Here is a 16,792-nt window from a genome sequence, read left to right as displayed (position 1 = left end):
CGATCAGCCTCCCGCCGCACGAGTGAGCGTCACGTCGACGCGGCGGGATTTATCGGGCGCATCGTTAGCCACGATCTGCGCGGGTTTGCGCATCTCGATGCGGGCGTTCTCCACCCCTGCCACGATCAGCGCGGCCCGCACGGTCGCCGCGCGGGCCTTGGCGAGGCGCTCGTTTTCCGCGAGCGAACCGCTCGAATCGGTGTAGCCGGAGATCACCACGCGCGTATCGGGCGAGCCGGCAAGGGTCTTCGCTACGGCGGCAAGCGCGCCGGCTGATTCGGCGTCGAGGCTAGCGCTGCCGAGCGGGAAGTAGAGCGACGTGCGCTCGCCGGTGGGGGACGCGCTGGCGACTGTCGTGGTGCTCGAAGCGTTGGTGCCGTTATCGGCGCTGGCGCCGGCTGCACCGGCATTCGGGCTGACCGCACCCTGCCCGCCGGAGGCCCCGGCCGCGCCCGCCCCGCTGGCGGCGGCCGTGGGCGGCGCAGCATTCCCCCCAGCCGCCGCATCCGGCACCGTGCCCTGCGCTGCCACGTTGACTTCGGGCGCGGGCGCCGGCACCACGTTCACCTTGACGGGCGCGCCCGGCATCAGGCGCAGCGTATTGTCGATGATGACCTTGTCGCCGGGATGGAGTCCTGAACGAATCACCCAGTCGTTGCCGTTCCACTCGCCGGTCTCGACTGCACGTTGCTGCGCCTTGCCGTCGGCATCGACTGTCCAGACGAATTCGCCGCGCGGCCCCTGGATCACCGCATCCTGCGGCACGGCAATCGCATTCGGACGCTCGGCGCCCACGAGCTTGATCCGCACGAACTGACCGGGGCGCAGTGCGCCGTCCGGATTGGATACGGCCGCGCGGATCAGGTAGGTGCCCGTCTCCGAGCTCAGCGAGGCGTCGGTGAACGCAATGCGCCCGCGTTGCGGATAGATGCTGCCGTCGGCCAGCACGATGACGGCTTCGAGCTTGCCGACCCCGGGCAGTTTGAGCGTGCCGTTTTTCGTCTGCGTGCGCAGATCGAGCAATTCGTTTTCGGAGAGCGAGAAGTTGATCCACATGGGATCAAGCTTCGCGACGTAAGTGAGCAGGCTGTTGGAAGCATCGATATACGAGCCGTCCTGCTTCTTCGCGAAGCTGGACAGACCCGTGACGGGCGCGGTGATCGTGGTATAGCCGAGATTCAGGCTCGCGCTCGTGACGTTCGCGCGCGCCTGATCGAGCGCGGCGGCGGCGGCCTGCGCCTGGCCGAGCGAATCGTCGAGATCTTTCTGGCTCAGCGCATTCTTCGCGGCCAGCGGGCGCACGCGGTTCAGATTGGCCTGCGCCGTATCGAGTCGCGCCTTCTGCTGCGCATATTCGGCCTGGGCGGCGTCGAGCTGGGCCAGGAACGGCTTGCGGTCCATGACGAACATGACGTCGCCTTCGTGGACCAGCGACCCTTCGGTGTACACGCGCCGTTCGAGAAAGCCATTCACACGCGCGCGAATTTCGACCTGCTGCGAACTCTCGGTCTGTCCGACGTAATCGAACACCACCGGCACGTCGCGCAGGGCGACGTCGATGGCGTCCACATTGGCGGCCGGCGGCGCCGACACGGCCGGTTTACTGTCATGGCAAGCAGCGACTGCAACGAGCAACCCCAACGACAGGCACAAACGGGCAAGCCGGATTCCGCATGTCATGCTGTTCTCCGTAGTCGACGATCTACGCTGGACCGACGAACCGAGGCACGCTTCGATGCAACCCGGAAGCGAAATGCTGCCTTGGCGCTCGCTCAGATACTACTGGTTTTCTCAGGCGTGCAGAACGGGGTTGCTCACGCTGTTTACACCAGGCGACGCGAGGCCGCCCGATGCAGAAACAATCGCGCCATTCGTTTCGGCATTCGAAACAAAAACGCCGCGCGGATCAATCGATCGAGGCGCGGCGTGGCATTCGGATACGGAGTCGTACAACGGGAAGCGGCGCGAGTCGCCGCGTGGACGGCTAAGCCCTTTCGAGCTGCCGGATCGTGCCGAATTCGGCGCTTTCGACCGTGCGGATCAGAACCGACATCGCTTCGCCAACGCGCGTGCGGTCGAGTTCGACGTGCAGGCAAGCCAGATCGCGGCGGCGATCGATGTCGATGGTATGAACGCCGAGGGCGCTCCCCAGCATGCGATGCAGGGCGCGGCGCGCCAGCTCGGCATCGCGCGTCGCCACGCGCACGACCATCTGCACCGTGGTGGACAAGCAAGGCGCAGCCTGGCGACTCGCCCGAAATGCGGGCTGTGCACGCTGCGCCGAAACGGGCCGGGGACCGGCCTTCGAATGGGTGTTCGAGATGAGCTTCGAAAGGGCCCTGGCGGCCCGATGCGTCTGGAGCGTTTGCATCTGCTGGGTGCGCGCACTGCCATACCGGGTGGTGCGCGGGCTGTTGAACATGAAGCCCATTCTACGAAGCCGCGTGCAAAGAACCCGTAAAGACTCGCCACGCGCGCGCTAAAAGCGTATAGCGCCCGTTTTTCAGTCGAGCGGACGCCCCGCCGGCTCGCGGATCAGCGGCAGCGCGAGCAGCGACACGCCGACGAAGATCGACACGCCGACGCAACAATAGACGATCGACATGCCGGTTACGCGTATCGTCTGCGGAAAGAGCTCCGGCAGCATCACGATATTGGGCACCGCCGTGAACGCCTCCACCGCGCCGAGCACGGCCACTACCGCCAGCACGGTAGGCACGGTGGGTGTGATGCGTGAATCAGCATGATTCGCACGCGAAAACCTGCGCGCGCTCGCGCTGCGCGAGGAAGTGGACCGTACCGTGGTGAGCGTAGTCGCCCGCAGAGGTGTGCCGCCGATTGCTTTCTCGACTGCCTCAAGGTGGCAATCCGGGCCGGCGAGGCTTCACGCGATCCCGAGCGGCGCCGGCTTTATCACTCGCTCGAACTGCTGATCTAGCGGAATGTTTCGCATCGGAAACGCCGATCGCCGACGACCGCGGCGATTGCGGGTTCGTGAACACGACAAGCGCGTTTCGTTTCAGGCGAATCTGGAAAATGCCGGGACCAGGCGCTGCTGGAGCGCGGCCGGATCGAACCAGATCGCCGTGGGGCTCGGGCGCACGCCCGAGCTCGCCTCGACGATCGACTTCCTGGTTCGGATGAGGGACAGTCCGGGTTGGACGTTTAGAACGACGTACCGATCTGGAACTGGAACTTCTGGTACTGGTCGCCCGTGTGCTTGACGATCGGGAAACCGACGTCGAGCTTGAGCGGGCCGATCGGCGAAATCCACTCGAGACCCGCACCGTAGCTGTAACGCAGGCCGTTCGCGCCGATACTGTTGCCTTCCGTACCCCAGACGTTACCGCCGTCCACGAACGTGAAGACGCGCAGCGTGCGATCGTAGCCCGTGCCCGGCAGCGGGAAGGTCAGTTCGATGTTGCCGACGATCATCTTCGAACCGCCGATCGGGTCGTTCGTGCTCGCGTCGCGCGGACCGAGCGAACCCGGCTCGTAGCCACGCACCGAACCGATACCGCCCGCGTAGTAGTTCTTGAAGATCGGGAACGGCTTGCCTTCGAGGCCGTTGCCGTAGCCGCCCTGGAAGTTCAGGCCCAGCACGAAGCCGCGTGCGAACGAGTAGTAGTACTGCGACTGCAGGTCGGCCTTGTAGTACGAGACGCCCGTGATCGGCGTGCCGTATTCGGCGTTGGCCTGCATGAAGTAGCCCCTGCTCGGCACCAGCGCGCTGTCACGATTGTCGCGCGACCAGCCCACCGTCAACGGCACGATGTTCGACACGCGGCCGAAGTCATTGACGTAGTCCTGGTACGACTGCGGCGTGGTGGAGTCCACGTCGAGACGATCCTGTTCGATGCCGAGGCCGAAGTACACCATGTCGGTCTCGGAGAACGGGATGCCGAACTTCGTATCCGCGCCGTACGAGATGATGCGGAAGCTCGTGTCGGTCGTGCTCGAGTAATAGAGCGGTTCCGTGGTGCGGTAGTAGACGTCGGTAATGCGCTTGATGCCGTCCACCGTGAAGTACGGATCGACTTCGGAGACCGACAGCGTACGGAACGTGGTTGCCGTGTTCACGTTCAGCGAAAGGCTGTTGCCCGAGCCGAACACGTTGTCCTGCGAAACGCCCGCCGAAATGATCGGGCCTTCGCCGGAGCCGTAGCCAACGCCGAGCGAGAGCGTACCGGTCGGCTTCTCGGTCACCTTCACGTCCACGTCGACCTGGTCGGGCGTGCCCTCCACCGGCACCGTGGTCACGTCCACGTCGGTGAAGTAGCCCAGACGGTTGACACGGTCCTTCGAAAGCGCGAGACGGTTCGAATCGAACCACGAGCTTTCCATCTGGCGCATTTCGCGGCGAATCACTTCGTCGCGCGTGCGCGTGTTGCCGGTGATGTTCACGCGCCGCACATACACGCGGCGGCCCGGATCGACCTGCAGCGTGAGATTGACGGTGTGGTGCTGCTGGTCGATCTGCGGTTCGGCGTTGACGGTCGCGAAGGCGTAGCCGTACTCGCCGAGCTTGTCCACGAGCGCCTTGGTCGTGTCCTTGAGCTTGGCCGCCGAAAAACGCTGGCCGGGCTTGATCGTGATGAGCTTCCTGAGCTCCGCCTCGCGATCGAGCAGATTGCCCGCGAGCGAGATGCCCGAAATCGTGTAGGGCTCGCCTTCATGCACCATGATCGTCAGGTACATGTCCTTCTTGTCGGGCGAAAGCGAAACCTGGGTCGAGTCGATGTTGAACTCGAGGTAGCCGCGGTCGAGATAGTACGTGCGGATGTTCTCGAGGTCGCCCGTGAGCTTGTCCTTCGCGTACAGGTCGTTCTTCGTGTACCACGAGAACCAGTTCGGCGTGGACAGCTGCATTTCGTCGCGCAGCGTGCCTTCGCTGAACGCGTGATTGCCGATGAAGTTGACCTGGCGGATCTTCGCGCTCGGACCTTCCACGACCGAGAACAGCAGACCCACGCGGTTGCGGTCGATCGGCGTGACGGTGGTCGTGACCTCGGCGGCGTAGTAGCCGCGCGTGAGGTACTGGCGCTTGAGTTCCTGCTCGGCGCGGTCCACGAGCGACTTGTCGTAGCTGCGGCCCGGCGAGAGCCCCACCGACTTGAGCGCCTTGTTGAGGTTGTCCTTGTCGAACTCGTGAAGGCCGGCGAAGTCGATCGTGCCGATGGCCGGACGCTCCTGCACCTGCACGATCACCACGCCGCTTTCGGCCGAGATCTTCACGTCGCTGAAGAAGCCGGTCGCGTAGAGCGCGCGGATGGCGTCGGAGGCCTTGTCGTCGGTGAACGTATCGCCCTGCTTGATGGGCAGATAGGCGAACACCGTGCCGGGCTCGATGCGCGAGAGCCCGTCGATGCGGATGTCCTTGACCACGAAAGGCTCGGTGGCGTTCGCGGCGGTTGCTACGAGGCCGAGACCGGCGAAAGTCAGCGCGCGAGTGTAGCGCGCCGTGGTAGTTGAAGCCGTCATGCAGGAGTTTGTATTTAAGGCCAACAAGAAAGCCGCGAACCCGTTCGCGGCCGGAACGACGCGGCGCGTCGCGCGTTCACTGCGTTTTTACTGCATGCTCACGCCGCCCGGACGATCGATCGTCGCGAGCCCCGTTGCAAGCGAGAGCACTTCGGTCATGTGCGCGGCCTGTGACGGATGCAGGCGGAACGACAGTTCCGCACCGCCCGGCAGGCGAAAGCTCATCACCAGATGCTGCACGGTGCCCGATTCGCGGCCGATCTCCCACGCCTCGCAAGGCATGGCGAACTTCACGCCCGCCGTCTTCTGGCGAATGCGCTCGGACCGACCAATCGCATTCGACAACGCGGCTAGCAACTCATGCATGACCGAGCAATGCAGCGCGACAGGCTCGGGCTGGTTGCTGTTCAACATCAGGTACTGGCCGTCCGCAGTCAGCTCGAAGCCGCTCAGCGAATCGATGGCGAGAGCCGTGGACGAAGACATGAAAGGCGCTCCGGGACAAAACCATCGGCGGAGTCTAGTCTGCGCCGCCGCGCATACCGTTACGACACTGCCACAACAATGACTTGCACAAATATTTAGCGAGGCAGTATAGGGGGGATTTGGCGGCATTGTCCAGTGCTTAAACTCCGTAGTCTGATCATTCAACCTTTCACTTTTAATTCATTTGCATTTCTTTTTTGAAACGCAGCCCGGAGCCCCTGCTGCTGCGCAGATGCCCAGAAACACTCTGTAATATAGAGGGCACAGATAATTACAAATAGCTTTCTATCGCATCGAGCAAACTGCCTCTTGGTGAATAACGGAATTGAAAGGTTGGCTGCACACCCGATCACACCAGGTCTTCATAAAAAACCGAAGCCGGCGCCATGACCGCCAGCGCCTGTAACGGAAAGCAGGCTTCCAGACCGTCGCCCTCGCCCAGCCGGGCGACGCGCTGCACGATCTCGCCGGCGACCTCCGCGCGCAGCCGCCCGTGCCGGTCGACGCACTGTCCCCACAGCGAAAGCGCGCGTAATCGCGCAACGGGCCGGGCGGTGGAAAGATAGGCCGAAGGAAAGAGGCGCCGGTAAGCCTCGATGTTGTAAAGCCACGACGTCCCGTACACGAGCGGGTCGCTGCCGCCCGCATGCTCGCGCAGATGTGCGAACAGCGCACGCAGTTCGCCGCGCCGCCCGGATGCCTGGGCGACCGCCAGCGGCGACACATCGCCTGGAATCCCTCCATTGAAATGCAGGCGAACCGCGCCCTCGCCCGCCGGCTCGTACGAAAAGCAGCCGCGCGACGCGACCACGCGCGGCGCCCCCCGTTGCACGGGGCAATGCTGGAGATATTGCCAGGTCCAGGCGGCAACATCGTGCGCCGCGCCCACGCCCTGCGCATAGGCGGCCCAGAGCGGATGCGCCGGGTCGAATTCGCGGCCGGCGCCAAAGCGCACATAGAGATTGGTCCAGTCCAGAAGCGCGCGTTCGAGCGGCACACCGGCGAGACGCGCCGCAGCCTCGGCGAAACGGACCTGCAGATCGAAAAACGCCTTCTCGAAGCGCACGGGAGCTGGCCTCCTGGGTCCACGATACAATGCGGCTCTCGTTCGATCCGTCCCTTGCCGCCGCGTCTCCAACATGCAGAATTCTAACCGGGCCTTCCTGCTGGGCCCGTTGCTCAAAGGCGTTTCCCGTTCGTTCTACCTGACGCTGCGCGTGCTGCCGGCGGGCATGCGCGATCCGGTGGGCGAGGCGTATCTGCTCGCCCGTGCCGCGGACACGATCGCCGACACCGCGCTGATTCCGCCGAGCCAGCGCCTCGCGCAACTGCTCACGCTGCGCGAGCGCGTGAACGGCATCACGGACGACGACGCCGGGCTCGCGCGCCTCGCCGCCGAAGTGGCGGGCCAGCAGACCCAATCGGACGAAAAGCTGCTGCTGGAGTCGCTGGGCGGCGCACTGGAGGTGCTCGCGCAGCTCGACGACGCTGACCGCGCCGCCGTGCGCGAGATCGTGACCACGCTCACGGAAGGCATGGAATTCGACCTGCGCACCTTTCCCGACGAACGTTCGGGCGAGATCCGGGCGCTCGCCCGCTGGGACGACCTCGACCGCTATACGTACCTGGTTGCGGGCTGCGTGGGCGAATTCTGGACGAAGATGACCTACATGCACCTGCCCGGCACGCTCGATCCGGCCTTGCAGGAAACGATGTCCCGGCGCGGCGTGCGCTTCGGCAAGGCCCTGCAGATGGTGAACGTGCTGCGCGACTGCGGCAAGGACCTGCGCATCGGCCGCTGCTATCTGCCCGCATCGATGCTCGCGCAGGCTGGCCTCACCGCCCGGGATCTACTGGAACCCGGCGCGTCCGCACGCTCGCGCGGCATTCTGTTCGAGCTCGTGCGCATTGCGCTCGACCACTTCCGCGCCGCGATCGACTATACGTTCGCGCTGCCGCGCCTTTCGATGCGACTGCGGCTCGCCTGCCTGTGGCCCATCCTGATCGGACTCGAAACGCTCGAAAAGCTCGTGGCGAACGAGGCATGGCTCGATCCCGCGAAGACCTCCAAGGTGACGCGCAACGATGTCTATCGCATCCTTGCCGGCTCCACGCTGCTCGCCCCGTCCAACGCGCTGCTCGAGCGGTGGTTCCGGCGGCTCATCGCGCGCGTCGAAGCGCGCCTCAAGGTTTAGGATCGCTTAATATTTTTTGTGGCCATTCCAAATTCACGGGCGGTCTGCAACCTGCGTTGCAGACCGCCCGCGTCTTCTTAGCCCTTCTCGCCGCGATACAACTTGATCACGGCCGAAAAGTCGAGCTTGCCGTCGCCGCGGCTGCTCATCGCCTGATACAGCTGCTGTGCGATCGCGCCCATGAATGCCGGCTGATGCACGCCCTTCGCGGCGTCGGTGGCGAGGCCCAGGTCCTTGAGCATGAGATCGGTGCCGAAACCGCCCGTATAGCCGCGCGTCGAAGGAGCCGTCTCGATCACGCCCGGATACGGATTGTAGGTGTCCGAACTCCAGCAGCGGCCGGTCGAGGTGTTCATGATGCCGCCCAGCACCTTGGGGTCGATGCCGAGCGCCTCGCCGAGCGCCATCGCCTCCGCCACGCCCGCCATCGTGACGCCGAGCACGAGGTTGTTGCAGATCTTCGCCACCTGCCCCGTGCCCGTGTCGCCGCAGTGGACGATGTTCTTGCCCATGCCCGAAAGCACGGGCTTCACGCTCTCGTAGGCGGCGGCACTGCCGCCCACCATGAAGGTGAGCGTGCCCGCCACCGCACCGCCCGTGCCGCCGGACACCGGCGCGTCGACGAACGTGTTGCCGTGCGCCGCCGCGAGCGCTGCGAATTCGCGGGCGCTCGCGGGATCGATTGTGCTGGAGTCGATGATGGTCACGCCCTGTCCGACACCCGCGAGCACACCGTCGTCGGCCGTCAGCACGCGGCGCACATGGGCCGCCGCGGGCAGCATCGTCACCACCCATTCGGCACCGGCAGCCGCCGCCTGCGGCGAAGCGGCGCACGTGGCGCCCGCTTCGGCGAGCGTCTTCATGGCCGTCTCGCTCAGATCGAACACGGCGAGCGTATGCCCCGCCTTGAGCAGATTGAGCGCCATGGGCGCGCCCATATGACCCAGCCCGATGAAACCGATCTTCATAAGCGTGTCTCCTCTCGTTCAGCGCAGGCTGATGGTGGTGTTCACGCCATCGCTCACCGTGGCGTCGTCGAACCAGCGCGCCGTGACGGTCTTCGTCTGCGTGTAGAACTGCACGACCTGCTTGCCGTACGGGCCAAGGTCGCCGAGCTTCGAGCCGCGCGAGCCCGTGAAGCTGAAATACGGCACCGGCACCGGAATCGGAATGTTGATACCCACCTGGCCGATATCGATCTCGCTCTGGAATTTACGCGCCGCCGCGCCGCTCTGCGTGAAGAGGCCCACGCCGTTGCCGAACGGATTGGCGTTGACGAGCGCGATGGCCTCGTCGAGCGTCGCCGCGGTGAGCACCACGAGCACCGGCCCGAAGATCTCCTGCGTGTAGATGTCCATATCGGTCTTCACGTTCGTGAACACCGTCGGCCCGACGAAGTTGCCGTCCTCGTAGCCCTTCACCTTCACGTCGCGCCCATCGAGCGCGAGCGTGGCGCCCTGCTTCACGCCCGCTTCGATCAGGCCGAGTATGCGCGCCTTCGCCGTGCGCGAGACCACCGGGCCCACGTCGGTGCCCGCCTCGTGCCCGGCGTTGACCTTCAGCGTCTTCGCCTTGTCGACGAGATCGGGCAGCCACTGTTGCGCCGCGCCCACGAGAACGACCACCGACGTCGCCATGCAGCGCTGGCCCGCAGCACCGAACGCCGCACCGACGAGCGCGTTGATGGCTTGCTCACGGTTCGCGTCGGGCAGGACCACGGCGTGGTTCTTCGCGCCCATCATCGACTGCACGCGCTTGCCGTGCTCGCTGCCGAGACGATAAACGTGCGTGCCCACCGCGGTCGAGCCGACGAACGAGATGGCCTTGACGAGCGGGTGCGAGCAGATCGCATCGACCACGTCCTTGCCGCCGTGCACGACGTTGAGCACGCCCTTCGGAACGCCGGCCTCGAGCGCGAGTTCGACGAGTTCCATCGTCGAGAGCGGATCCTGCTCCGAAGGCTTGAGCACGAACGTATTGCCGCACACGATCGCCATGGGGAACATCCAGAGCGGGATCATGGCGGGGAAGTTGAACGGCGTGATGCCGGCGCAAACGCCCAGCGGTTGCTGCAGCGTATAGGTGTCCACGCCGCCCGCCACGTTCTCGGCAAAACCGCCCTGCTGCAGCGTGCCGATCGAGCAGGCATGCTCGACCACTTCGAGGCCGCGGAAGATATCGCCTTCGGCGTCAGGCAGCGTTTTGCCCTGCTCGGCCGTGAGCGTCTTCGCAATGCGCCCCATGTTCTCGCGAATCAGCGCCTGGAATTTCAGCATGATGCGCAGGCGCGTGCCGATCGACGTGTTCTTCCAGGTCGCGAAGGCGGCCTGTGCGCTCTGCACGGCCGCGTCGACTTCGGCGACGGTGGCGAAGGGCACGCGCGCCAGCACCTCCTGAGTGGCCGGATTGACGATGTCGCGCCATTCGGTCGTCTTCGACTCGACGAACTCGCCGTCGATCAGCAGCTTGACGGTGGGGACATGGGCATTCGATGCCTGGGTGACTGCGTTCATCTTGAGCTCTCTTGCAGGGGTTGGAAGGGTCCGGGGCACGGCAACTATGGACAACTGCGGACAACTGCGCGGGCCGCGCCCGATAATCAGGAATGCGATTCGATCTTCAGTCGTGATGCGAGCGCATGAGCAGCGTGCAGACGAGCGCGACGACTGCCAGCGCCACCATGTAGGCGACCACGTAGTGAGGCTTGCCGCCGCCGGATGCGAGCAGCGCGGTCGCGATCATCGGCGCAACGCCGCCTCCCAGCACGCCCGCCACCTGCACGGACAGCGAGATCCCGCTATAGCGGATCTGCGCGGGAAACTGCGCGGCGAAAAGCTGCGATTCGGGCGCGTAGAGAATCGGAAACACCACGCCCACGCCCAGCACCATCGCCCACCACACCGTCGCGGGATGCAGCGTTTCGAGCATCGAGAAAAACGGCGCCACGAACAGCCCCATGATCACGAGACCGGCAATAAAGAGACGCTTCTGGCCGATACGGTCGCTCAGCCAGCCGCAGAACGGCATTGTCGCGAGCGAGAGCACGGCGCCGGCGGTGATGGCGTGCAGAATCTCGGCTTTCGGGATCTTCAGCTGATTAGCAGCATAGGCGAGCGCGAACGCCACCACCAGATAAAACCAGGTGTTCTCCGCGGTGCGCGCGCCGATGATGATGAGCAGCTCGCGCGGCTGGCGGCGCAGCACTTCGAGCACCGGCGCGTTCACAGGGCGGCCGCTTTGCTTCATGCGTTCGAAATCGGGCGACTCGGGCACGCGCACGCGGATCACCCAGCCGATCAGCACGAGCAGGATGCTGGCGAGAAACGGCACACGCCAGCCCCAGGCCAGCAGATCGGCTTCGGGCAGCGCCGTGACGGCCGCCATCGCGAGCGAGGAAAGAATCAGGCCGAAGCCCACCCCCGTTTGCGGCAGGCTGCCGAAAAAACCCTTGCGGCCGCGCGGCGCATGCTCGACGGCCATCAGTACCGCGCCGCCCCACTCGCCGCCCACGGCCATGCCCTGCAGGAAGCGCATCGCGACGAGCAGCGCAGCGGCCCAGTAGCCGATGCTCTGGTACGAAGGAATCAGCCCGATCGCCATGCTGGGAATGCCCATCAACAGGAGCGTGGCGAGCAGCATGGACTTGCGCCCGATACGGTCGCCGAAGTGGCCGAACACGATGCCGCCCATCGGCCGGCCGATGAAACCCACGCCATAGGTGGCGAACGCCGCGAGCGTGCCGAGGATGGGGTCGAGCGTGGGAAAGAAGATCTTGTTGAAAACGAGTGCGGCGGCGGTGCCGTAGAGGAAAAAGTCGTACCACTCGATCGTCGTGCCGGCCATGCTGGCCCAGCCTGCCAGCAGATAGTCGCGCGCGCGCCGGGCAACGGGAGCGGCCACTGCCGCCCTCTGGGGGGTGGACTGCATGTGCATCGTCTGTCTCCGTCCTTGTTGTAGCCGGGCGCCTGCCAGGAGGGCTGTCCTGGGGCTGTCCCGACGTCTGCGAACGAGTATATTTATTCGAATATCCACGGTATAGAGACGAAAAAGCCCATCCGATATGCAAAAAAACACAACGAGCAGGCTGGAGACACTCAACTGGGACGACCTGCGCTACTTCCTGGAGGTAGCCCGCACGCAGCGCGCGAGCGCGGCGGCGAAGCGGCTGGGGGTGGACCACACCACGGTCGCGCGCCGCGTGCGCGAACTGGAAACAGCGCTTGGCACGGTGCTGTTCGACAAGTCGCGCTCGGGCGGCTTCGTGCTGACCGCGGAAGGACAAAAGCTGCTGGCCTATGCGGACACGATCGAAACGACGGTTCAATCGGCGAGCGAGCAGTTCGCGCTGGGAGCGCAGTCGTTATCGGGGCATGTGCGGGTGGGGTCGACGGAGGGCTTCGGGTGCTTCTTTCTCGCGCCGCAACTGGCGCGCTTCTCGGGCAAGCACCCGGACATGTCGATCGATCTGCTGCCGGTGCCGCATTTCGTGAGTCTCTCGAAGCGCGAAGCCGATCTCGCGATCATGCTGGAGCGGCCCGAGCGCGGCCAGTACGTCTATACGAAACTCACCGACTACCGGCTCAAACTGTATGGGACACCCGACTATCTGGCGCAGCATCCGCGCATCCGCACGGCGGCCGATCTGCGGCACCACGCATTCATCAGCTATGTCGCCGATCTCGCGTTCAGCCACGAACTGCTCTATCTGGAGCGCACGGCGCCAAATGTGATGGCGAGCCTGTGCAGCACGAGCGTCATCGCGCAGTACCATGCTGCGCTGCAAGGCAGCGCGCTCGCCATTCTGCCCTGCTTCATGGCCGAGCCGGACCCGCGCCTCGTCACGGTCCTGCCCGACGAGATCGTGGTGACGCGACGCTTCTGGCTTTGCAGCCGCGAAGACCTGCGCAAGCTGCGGCGCATCACGTCGCTATGGGATTATCTGCGCGCCGCCGCCGATGCGAACCAGCCGCTATTGCTCGGCGAATCGTCGCAGATGCACTACATCGAGCCTTGAAGTAGAAAAATTTGACGAAAGGAAACATGCGAAAAGGCCGCACAGGTAGCCCGAAAACGGACTGCCTGTGCGGCCTGAAGATACCCCGCAGGGTATCTACCTTGCGAGCGGGCGATCAGGTCCCGACCGGGCGGATCGTCAGCGCGTTCTTCACGGAGGTCACGCCGGCAACGCCCTTGGCGACTTCCGTGGCGCGATCGATCTGCGTTTGCTCCGGCACGGTGCCTTGCAGGATCACGGCGCCGTCCTTCGCACGCACGGTGATGTTGGCCACGCTGATGTCCTTGTCCTTCGCGAGCGCGGCGCGCACCTTGCGGCCAAGCGCACGATTGGCGGCCTTCGCCGACTTGTATTGCGCCTTCGACTCGTTGTATTGCTGCTTGGCGGCAGTCGTCGGACCGCTCGCTGCGGTAGCAGCGGCGGGTGCCGATGCGTCCTGAGCATAGGCCTGGAGCGAAGCGGCGACCAGCATCGCGCCGGCAGCCAGTTTGAATGCCTGAATTGCCTTCATGCAGTTTCTCCTGTTGTCACAGTTTTCTTGAATTGACGGTCCACGAAATACGAAATGGACCCGTGAACTACCCACCACTGCCAAAAAAAACCTGCATCAAAGCCGGTATGGACCCGGTACGTACCTTTCCGGGCTGGTACGGCTTCAACGCCATCTGTGGAGCCGAGGCTGGCCCGAACCATTCGGGATGCCTTCACTGCATTGCGGAGTAACGATACTCCAAATGTTTGAACGATGATGCCAATCGTGCTGCCCGCGCCTTATTCCTGCTACATCGGCCGCCGACCCGAAGGCGCACGGGCCGGTGCAGGCAAGGGGCATTGTGCCGTTTTCCGCACCGCCTTGTCATGAGCGTGTAATCGCACTGTCGCTGCCCCGATACAAAAAACGGCTTCAATTCGGGAAAAGCGGGTTTGCCATTAGCACGAATTCACATTTGCAATCCATTCACGCAAACCTTAATGCCTTGAATGCGGTGATTGCCATGTTCCGCGTTGGTGCATGCCAGACGAATAACGCAATCGATTCAATACGGCTTTTCCCGTCGCATTCGGGTGCCGTTGCGTCATGCACGTAATGCAATCCCTTTATCGACCATCAACGTATGGCATTCACGCGGCGTTGACAGCGCAGCATACGGTATTACCCGAATGACGCCCCTGTCCCGCGCTCGCGCTCAATTCGCGAGCTGGGACTTGATCCACCGATAAAACTGCTGAATGGCCGCCTCGCGCGGGTGCCCTTCGCGCCAGGAAAAGTAATAGTCGAGCGAAGCGGGAATGCGCACCTGGCTCAGCTGCACCAGTTCGCCGCGCTCGATGAAACCACGCGCGAGCTGGAGGCGCGCCGTCGCCGCGCCCTGCCCGGCCACCGTGGCCTGCAGCAAGAGCCCGGCGTCGTCGAATACCGGGCCGCGCTCGGGCTCGTCGCCGGCTACGCCTGCTGCCTCGAAGAAATCGCGCCACGAGCGCCGCGTAAAGCGCAGCAGCGGCATTTTCACAAGGTCTTCCACGCGAAAGCCGGGATAGCGGGCGAGCAGCGCCGGGCTGCACACGGCCACGACCTGGTCGTCGAGCAGCTTGCGGAACTGGAAACCGGGCTCGTCCACACGGCGATGCCAGATCCCGATATCGAACGGATACGGATCGGGCGGCGTGACGTCGGCGTGCATGCGCAGCGAGAGATCCACGTCGGGATGGCGGTCGTAGAAATCGCCTAACCTCGGAATCAGCCACACCGAAGCGAAATCGGACATCACGCTCAGCTCCAGCCGGGTGACGCCGCTCACGCCCGGGCGCGTCGCGTCGAGCGCGCTGCGCAGTTCGTCGAGGCTGCGCCGCACGCGTTCGGCCAGTTGCGCGCCCGCAGCGGTGGGAATCATGCGGCTGCCCGCGCGGCGGAAAAGCTCGACACCCAGCTCGTTTTCGAGCCCGCGCAAATGGTGGCTCACGGCGCTGTGCGTCAAATGCAATTCTTCCGCGGCACGGCTGAAGCTGCGCCGCCGCGCCGCGGCTTCTAGCGCGCGCAGGGCCTGGAGAGGAGGTAGCGGTCGGGACATGACGTCAAATTCTACTCACAATCCCGTCCGAAATCTCTCGCTGGCGGCCGACGCGGCTTTTCGCCAATAATCGACACCCAGGCATTCAATCCGCTTTCGCGCCTCCCGGCATCATGACTTCACTCAGATTGCGCGTATTCGCCGTTTTTGCGCTCGGCTACTTCGTTTCCTATCTCTTTCGCGGCGTCAATCTCGGCTTTGCACCGTTTTTGTCGCACGAAATGGGCATGACCGCCACGGACCTCGGCACCCTCACGAGCCTGTATTTCCTCGGCTTCGCGGGCGCCCAGATCCCCGGCGGCGTCCTGCTCGACCACTTCGGACCACGCCGCGTCACGGCCTGCGTCATGCTGATCGCCGCCGCCGGCGCGCTGATCTTCGGGCTCTCGCACAGCATCGGCATGATGATGATCGGGCGGCTCCTGATCGGCATCGGCGTTTCCGTGTGTCTCGGCGGTGCATTCAAGGCTACGGCGCAGCACTTCCCCGTGGCGCAGCTCACGCTCGTCAACGGGCTCGTGATGGCCGTGGGCGGCCTGGGCGGCGTGGCCGTGGGCGCGCCGCTCACGTGGCTGCTTTCCGTCGCGCCATGGCGCGGCGTGAGTCTCGGCCTCGCCGCGCTCACCGCCGCGGTCGCCGCGATCATCTGGATAGGCGGCCCGCGCACGCGCGATACGCACCACCAGGCCAGCGTGCTCGAACAGTTCAAGGGCACCGCCCATATTCTGCGCAGCCACGCGTTCTGGAAGACCGCGACCTTCTCCGCGCTCACCCAGACCGTGTTCTACGCCATGCAGTCGCTGTGGGTGGGCGCGTTCCTGCGCGACGTCGTGCCCGCCGGCACCCCCGATGCCGCCGCGCGCGCCGCCTCGCTCGTCTCCGTGCTCGGCGCCGCGTTCATTGCCGGCAACATCGGCTTCGGGGCCCTCGCCCGCGCGTTCGAGCGCCGCGGCGTGAGCGTGCAGCTCTTTTCCGGCGTAACGATGGTGCTCTTCGTGATCGTGCAGGCCCTGCTGGCCGCCCGCGCGCCGCTGCCCGCGCCCGTGCTGTGGGCCGCATACGGCGCGCTCGGGGGCACCGGCATCCTCACCTACGCGGTGCTCGCCGAGTACTTCCCGCCGCGCCTGATCGGACGCGTCAATACCACCTTCACGCTCGTGATCTTCGTCGGCATTTTCCTCGCGCAGATTGCCGTGGGCGCGGCACTCGGCCACTGGACGGCGGTCGACGGGCACTATCCCGCCATCGCGCATCAGACGGTCTGGGCCGGCCTCGTCGTGCTGCAGATCGCGGGCGGCATCTGGTACTTCATGCCCGCACGCCGCACGGGCACCGCGACGCACGCGGCCGGGTCCTGATCCTCCACGAATCCCTCCAAAAAAACGCGCTATCGCAACGCATTCGACGCGATAGCGCCGTTTCCCTCTGCCGTTCAGATCGTTAGCACGATTTCTCGCTTCGGCGGCGCTCCTGCCGCCACTACCATGGGGACTCGTCGCGACTGAAGCACACGGCGCTTCACTGCCTGCGTCGGAAGCAACCATGCA

At 64.8% G+C, this 16,792-nt stretch carries 13 protein-coding genes and 1 pseudogene; 3 read left to right on the top strand and 11 right to left on the bottom strand.

The features are described 5' to 3' along the window. Positions 1-3: 3 nt before the first annotated feature. The 6 genes and pseudogenes from U5760_RS23995 to U5760_RS23970 all read right to left on the bottom strand — a co-directional run bounded on the left by U5760_RS23995 (position 4) and on the right by U5760_RS23970 (position 7,033). Complete coding sequence (locus U5760_RS23995; RefSeq protein ID WP_322014785.1) at positions 4-1,680, bottom strand: efflux RND transporter periplasmic adaptor subunit; 1,677 nt, start codon at positions 1,678-1,680, stop codon at positions 4-6. A 304-nt stretch (positions 1,681-1,984) separates the two neighbouring features. Further along, positions 1,985-2,422, bottom strand: a complete 438-nt coding sequence (locus U5760_RS23990; RefSeq protein ID WP_322014784.1) for a hypothetical protein — start codon at positions 2,420-2,422, stop codon at positions 1,985-1,987. An 81-nt stretch (positions 2,423-2,503) separates the two neighbouring features. Further along, positions 2,504-2,725, bottom strand: a pseudogene (locus U5760_RS23985) (MFS transporter); the annotation flags it as partial. A gap of 440 nt (positions 2,726-3,165) precedes the next feature. Continuing rightward, entirely contained in the window at positions 3,166-5,481 is a 2,316-nt protein-coding gene (gene bamA, locus U5760_RS23980) for an outer membrane protein assembly factor BamA (RefSeq protein ID WP_322014783.1), read from the bottom strand. Between the two features lie 87 nt (positions 5,482-5,568). Next, positions 5,569-5,967: a hypothetical protein gene (locus U5760_RS23975; protein ID WP_322014782.1), complete on the bottom strand. Its 399-nt coding sequence runs from the start codon at positions 5,965-5,967 to the stop codon at positions 5,569-5,571. 349 nt (positions 5,968-6,316) lie between these two features. After that, on the bottom strand, positions 6,317-7,033 hold the full coding sequence (locus U5760_RS23970; RefSeq protein ID WP_322014781.1) for a hypothetical protein: 717 nt from the start codon (positions 7,031-7,033) through the stop codon (positions 6,317-6,319). A gap of 73 nt (positions 7,034-7,106) precedes the next feature. On the opposite strand from U5760_RS23970, the gene U5760_RS23965 reads away from it, so the two are divergent. Further along, positions 7,107-8,162, top strand: a complete 1,056-nt coding sequence (locus tag U5760_RS23965) for a phytoene/squalene synthase family protein (protein ID WP_322014780.1) — start codon at positions 7,107-7,109, stop codon at positions 8,160-8,162. A gap of 77 nt (positions 8,163-8,239) precedes the next feature. Here the strand turns inward: U5760_RS23965 and mmsB are convergent, their stop codons facing one another. From mmsB to U5760_RS23950, 3 genes are all read right to left on the bottom strand, one after another. Continuing rightward, entirely contained in the window at positions 8,240-9,130 is an 891-nt protein-coding gene (gene mmsB, locus U5760_RS23960; protein ID WP_322014779.1) for a 3-hydroxyisobutyrate dehydrogenase, read from the bottom strand. A gap of 18 nt (positions 9,131-9,148) precedes the next feature. Further along, on the bottom strand, positions 9,149-10,675 hold the full coding sequence (locus tag U5760_RS23955) for a CoA-acylating methylmalonate-semialdehyde dehydrogenase (RefSeq protein ID WP_322014778.1): 1,527 nt from the start codon (positions 10,673-10,675) through the stop codon (positions 9,149-9,151). A gap of 106 nt (positions 10,676-10,781) precedes the next feature. Further along, positions 10,782-12,095, bottom strand: coding sequence for an MFS transporter (locus U5760_RS23950; RefSeq protein ID WP_322014777.1), 1,314 nt, complete (start codon positions 12,093-12,095; stop codon positions 10,782-10,784). Between the two features lie 127 nt (positions 12,096-12,222). Here U5760_RS23950 and U5760_RS23945 point away from each other — a divergent pair, with 127 nt between their 5' ends. Beyond that, positions 12,223-13,176 carry a LysR family transcriptional regulator gene (locus U5760_RS23945; RefSeq protein WP_322014776.1) on the top strand — a complete coding sequence of 318 codons (954 nt, stop codon included), beginning with the start codon at positions 12,223-12,225 and terminating at the stop codon, positions 13,174-13,176. Between the two features lie 115 nt (positions 13,177-13,291). Here the strand turns inward: U5760_RS23945 and U5760_RS23940 are convergent, their stop codons facing one another. Continuing rightward, on the bottom strand, positions 13,292-13,687 hold the full coding sequence (locus U5760_RS23940; protein ID WP_322014775.1) for a BON domain-containing protein: 396 nt from the start codon (positions 13,685-13,687) through the stop codon (positions 13,292-13,294). A 676-nt stretch (positions 13,688-14,363) separates the two neighbouring features. Next, the gene (locus U5760_RS23935) at positions 14,364-15,245 is read right to left on the bottom strand and encodes a LysR substrate-binding domain-containing protein (protein ID WP_322014774.1); all 882 of its coding nucleotides are present in this window, start codon (positions 15,243-15,245) and stop codon (positions 14,364-14,366) included. Between the two features lie 113 nt (positions 15,246-15,358). Here U5760_RS23935 and U5760_RS23930 point away from each other — a divergent pair, with 113 nt between their 5' ends. Continuing rightward, the gene (locus U5760_RS23930; RefSeq protein ID WP_322014773.1) at positions 15,359-16,603 is read left to right on the top strand and encodes an MFS transporter; all 1,245 of its coding nucleotides are present in this window, start codon (positions 15,359-15,361) and stop codon (positions 16,601-16,603) included. Positions 16,604-16,792: the final 189 nt, after the last annotated feature.

It is taken from the genome of Paraburkholderia sp. J12, from assembly GCF_905220215.1.
In the GTDB taxonomy this organism is placed as follows: Bacteria; Pseudomonadota; Gammaproteobacteria; order Burkholderiales; family Burkholderiaceae; genus Paraburkholderia.
This window is presented reverse-complemented; position numbering and strand designations above follow the sequence as displayed.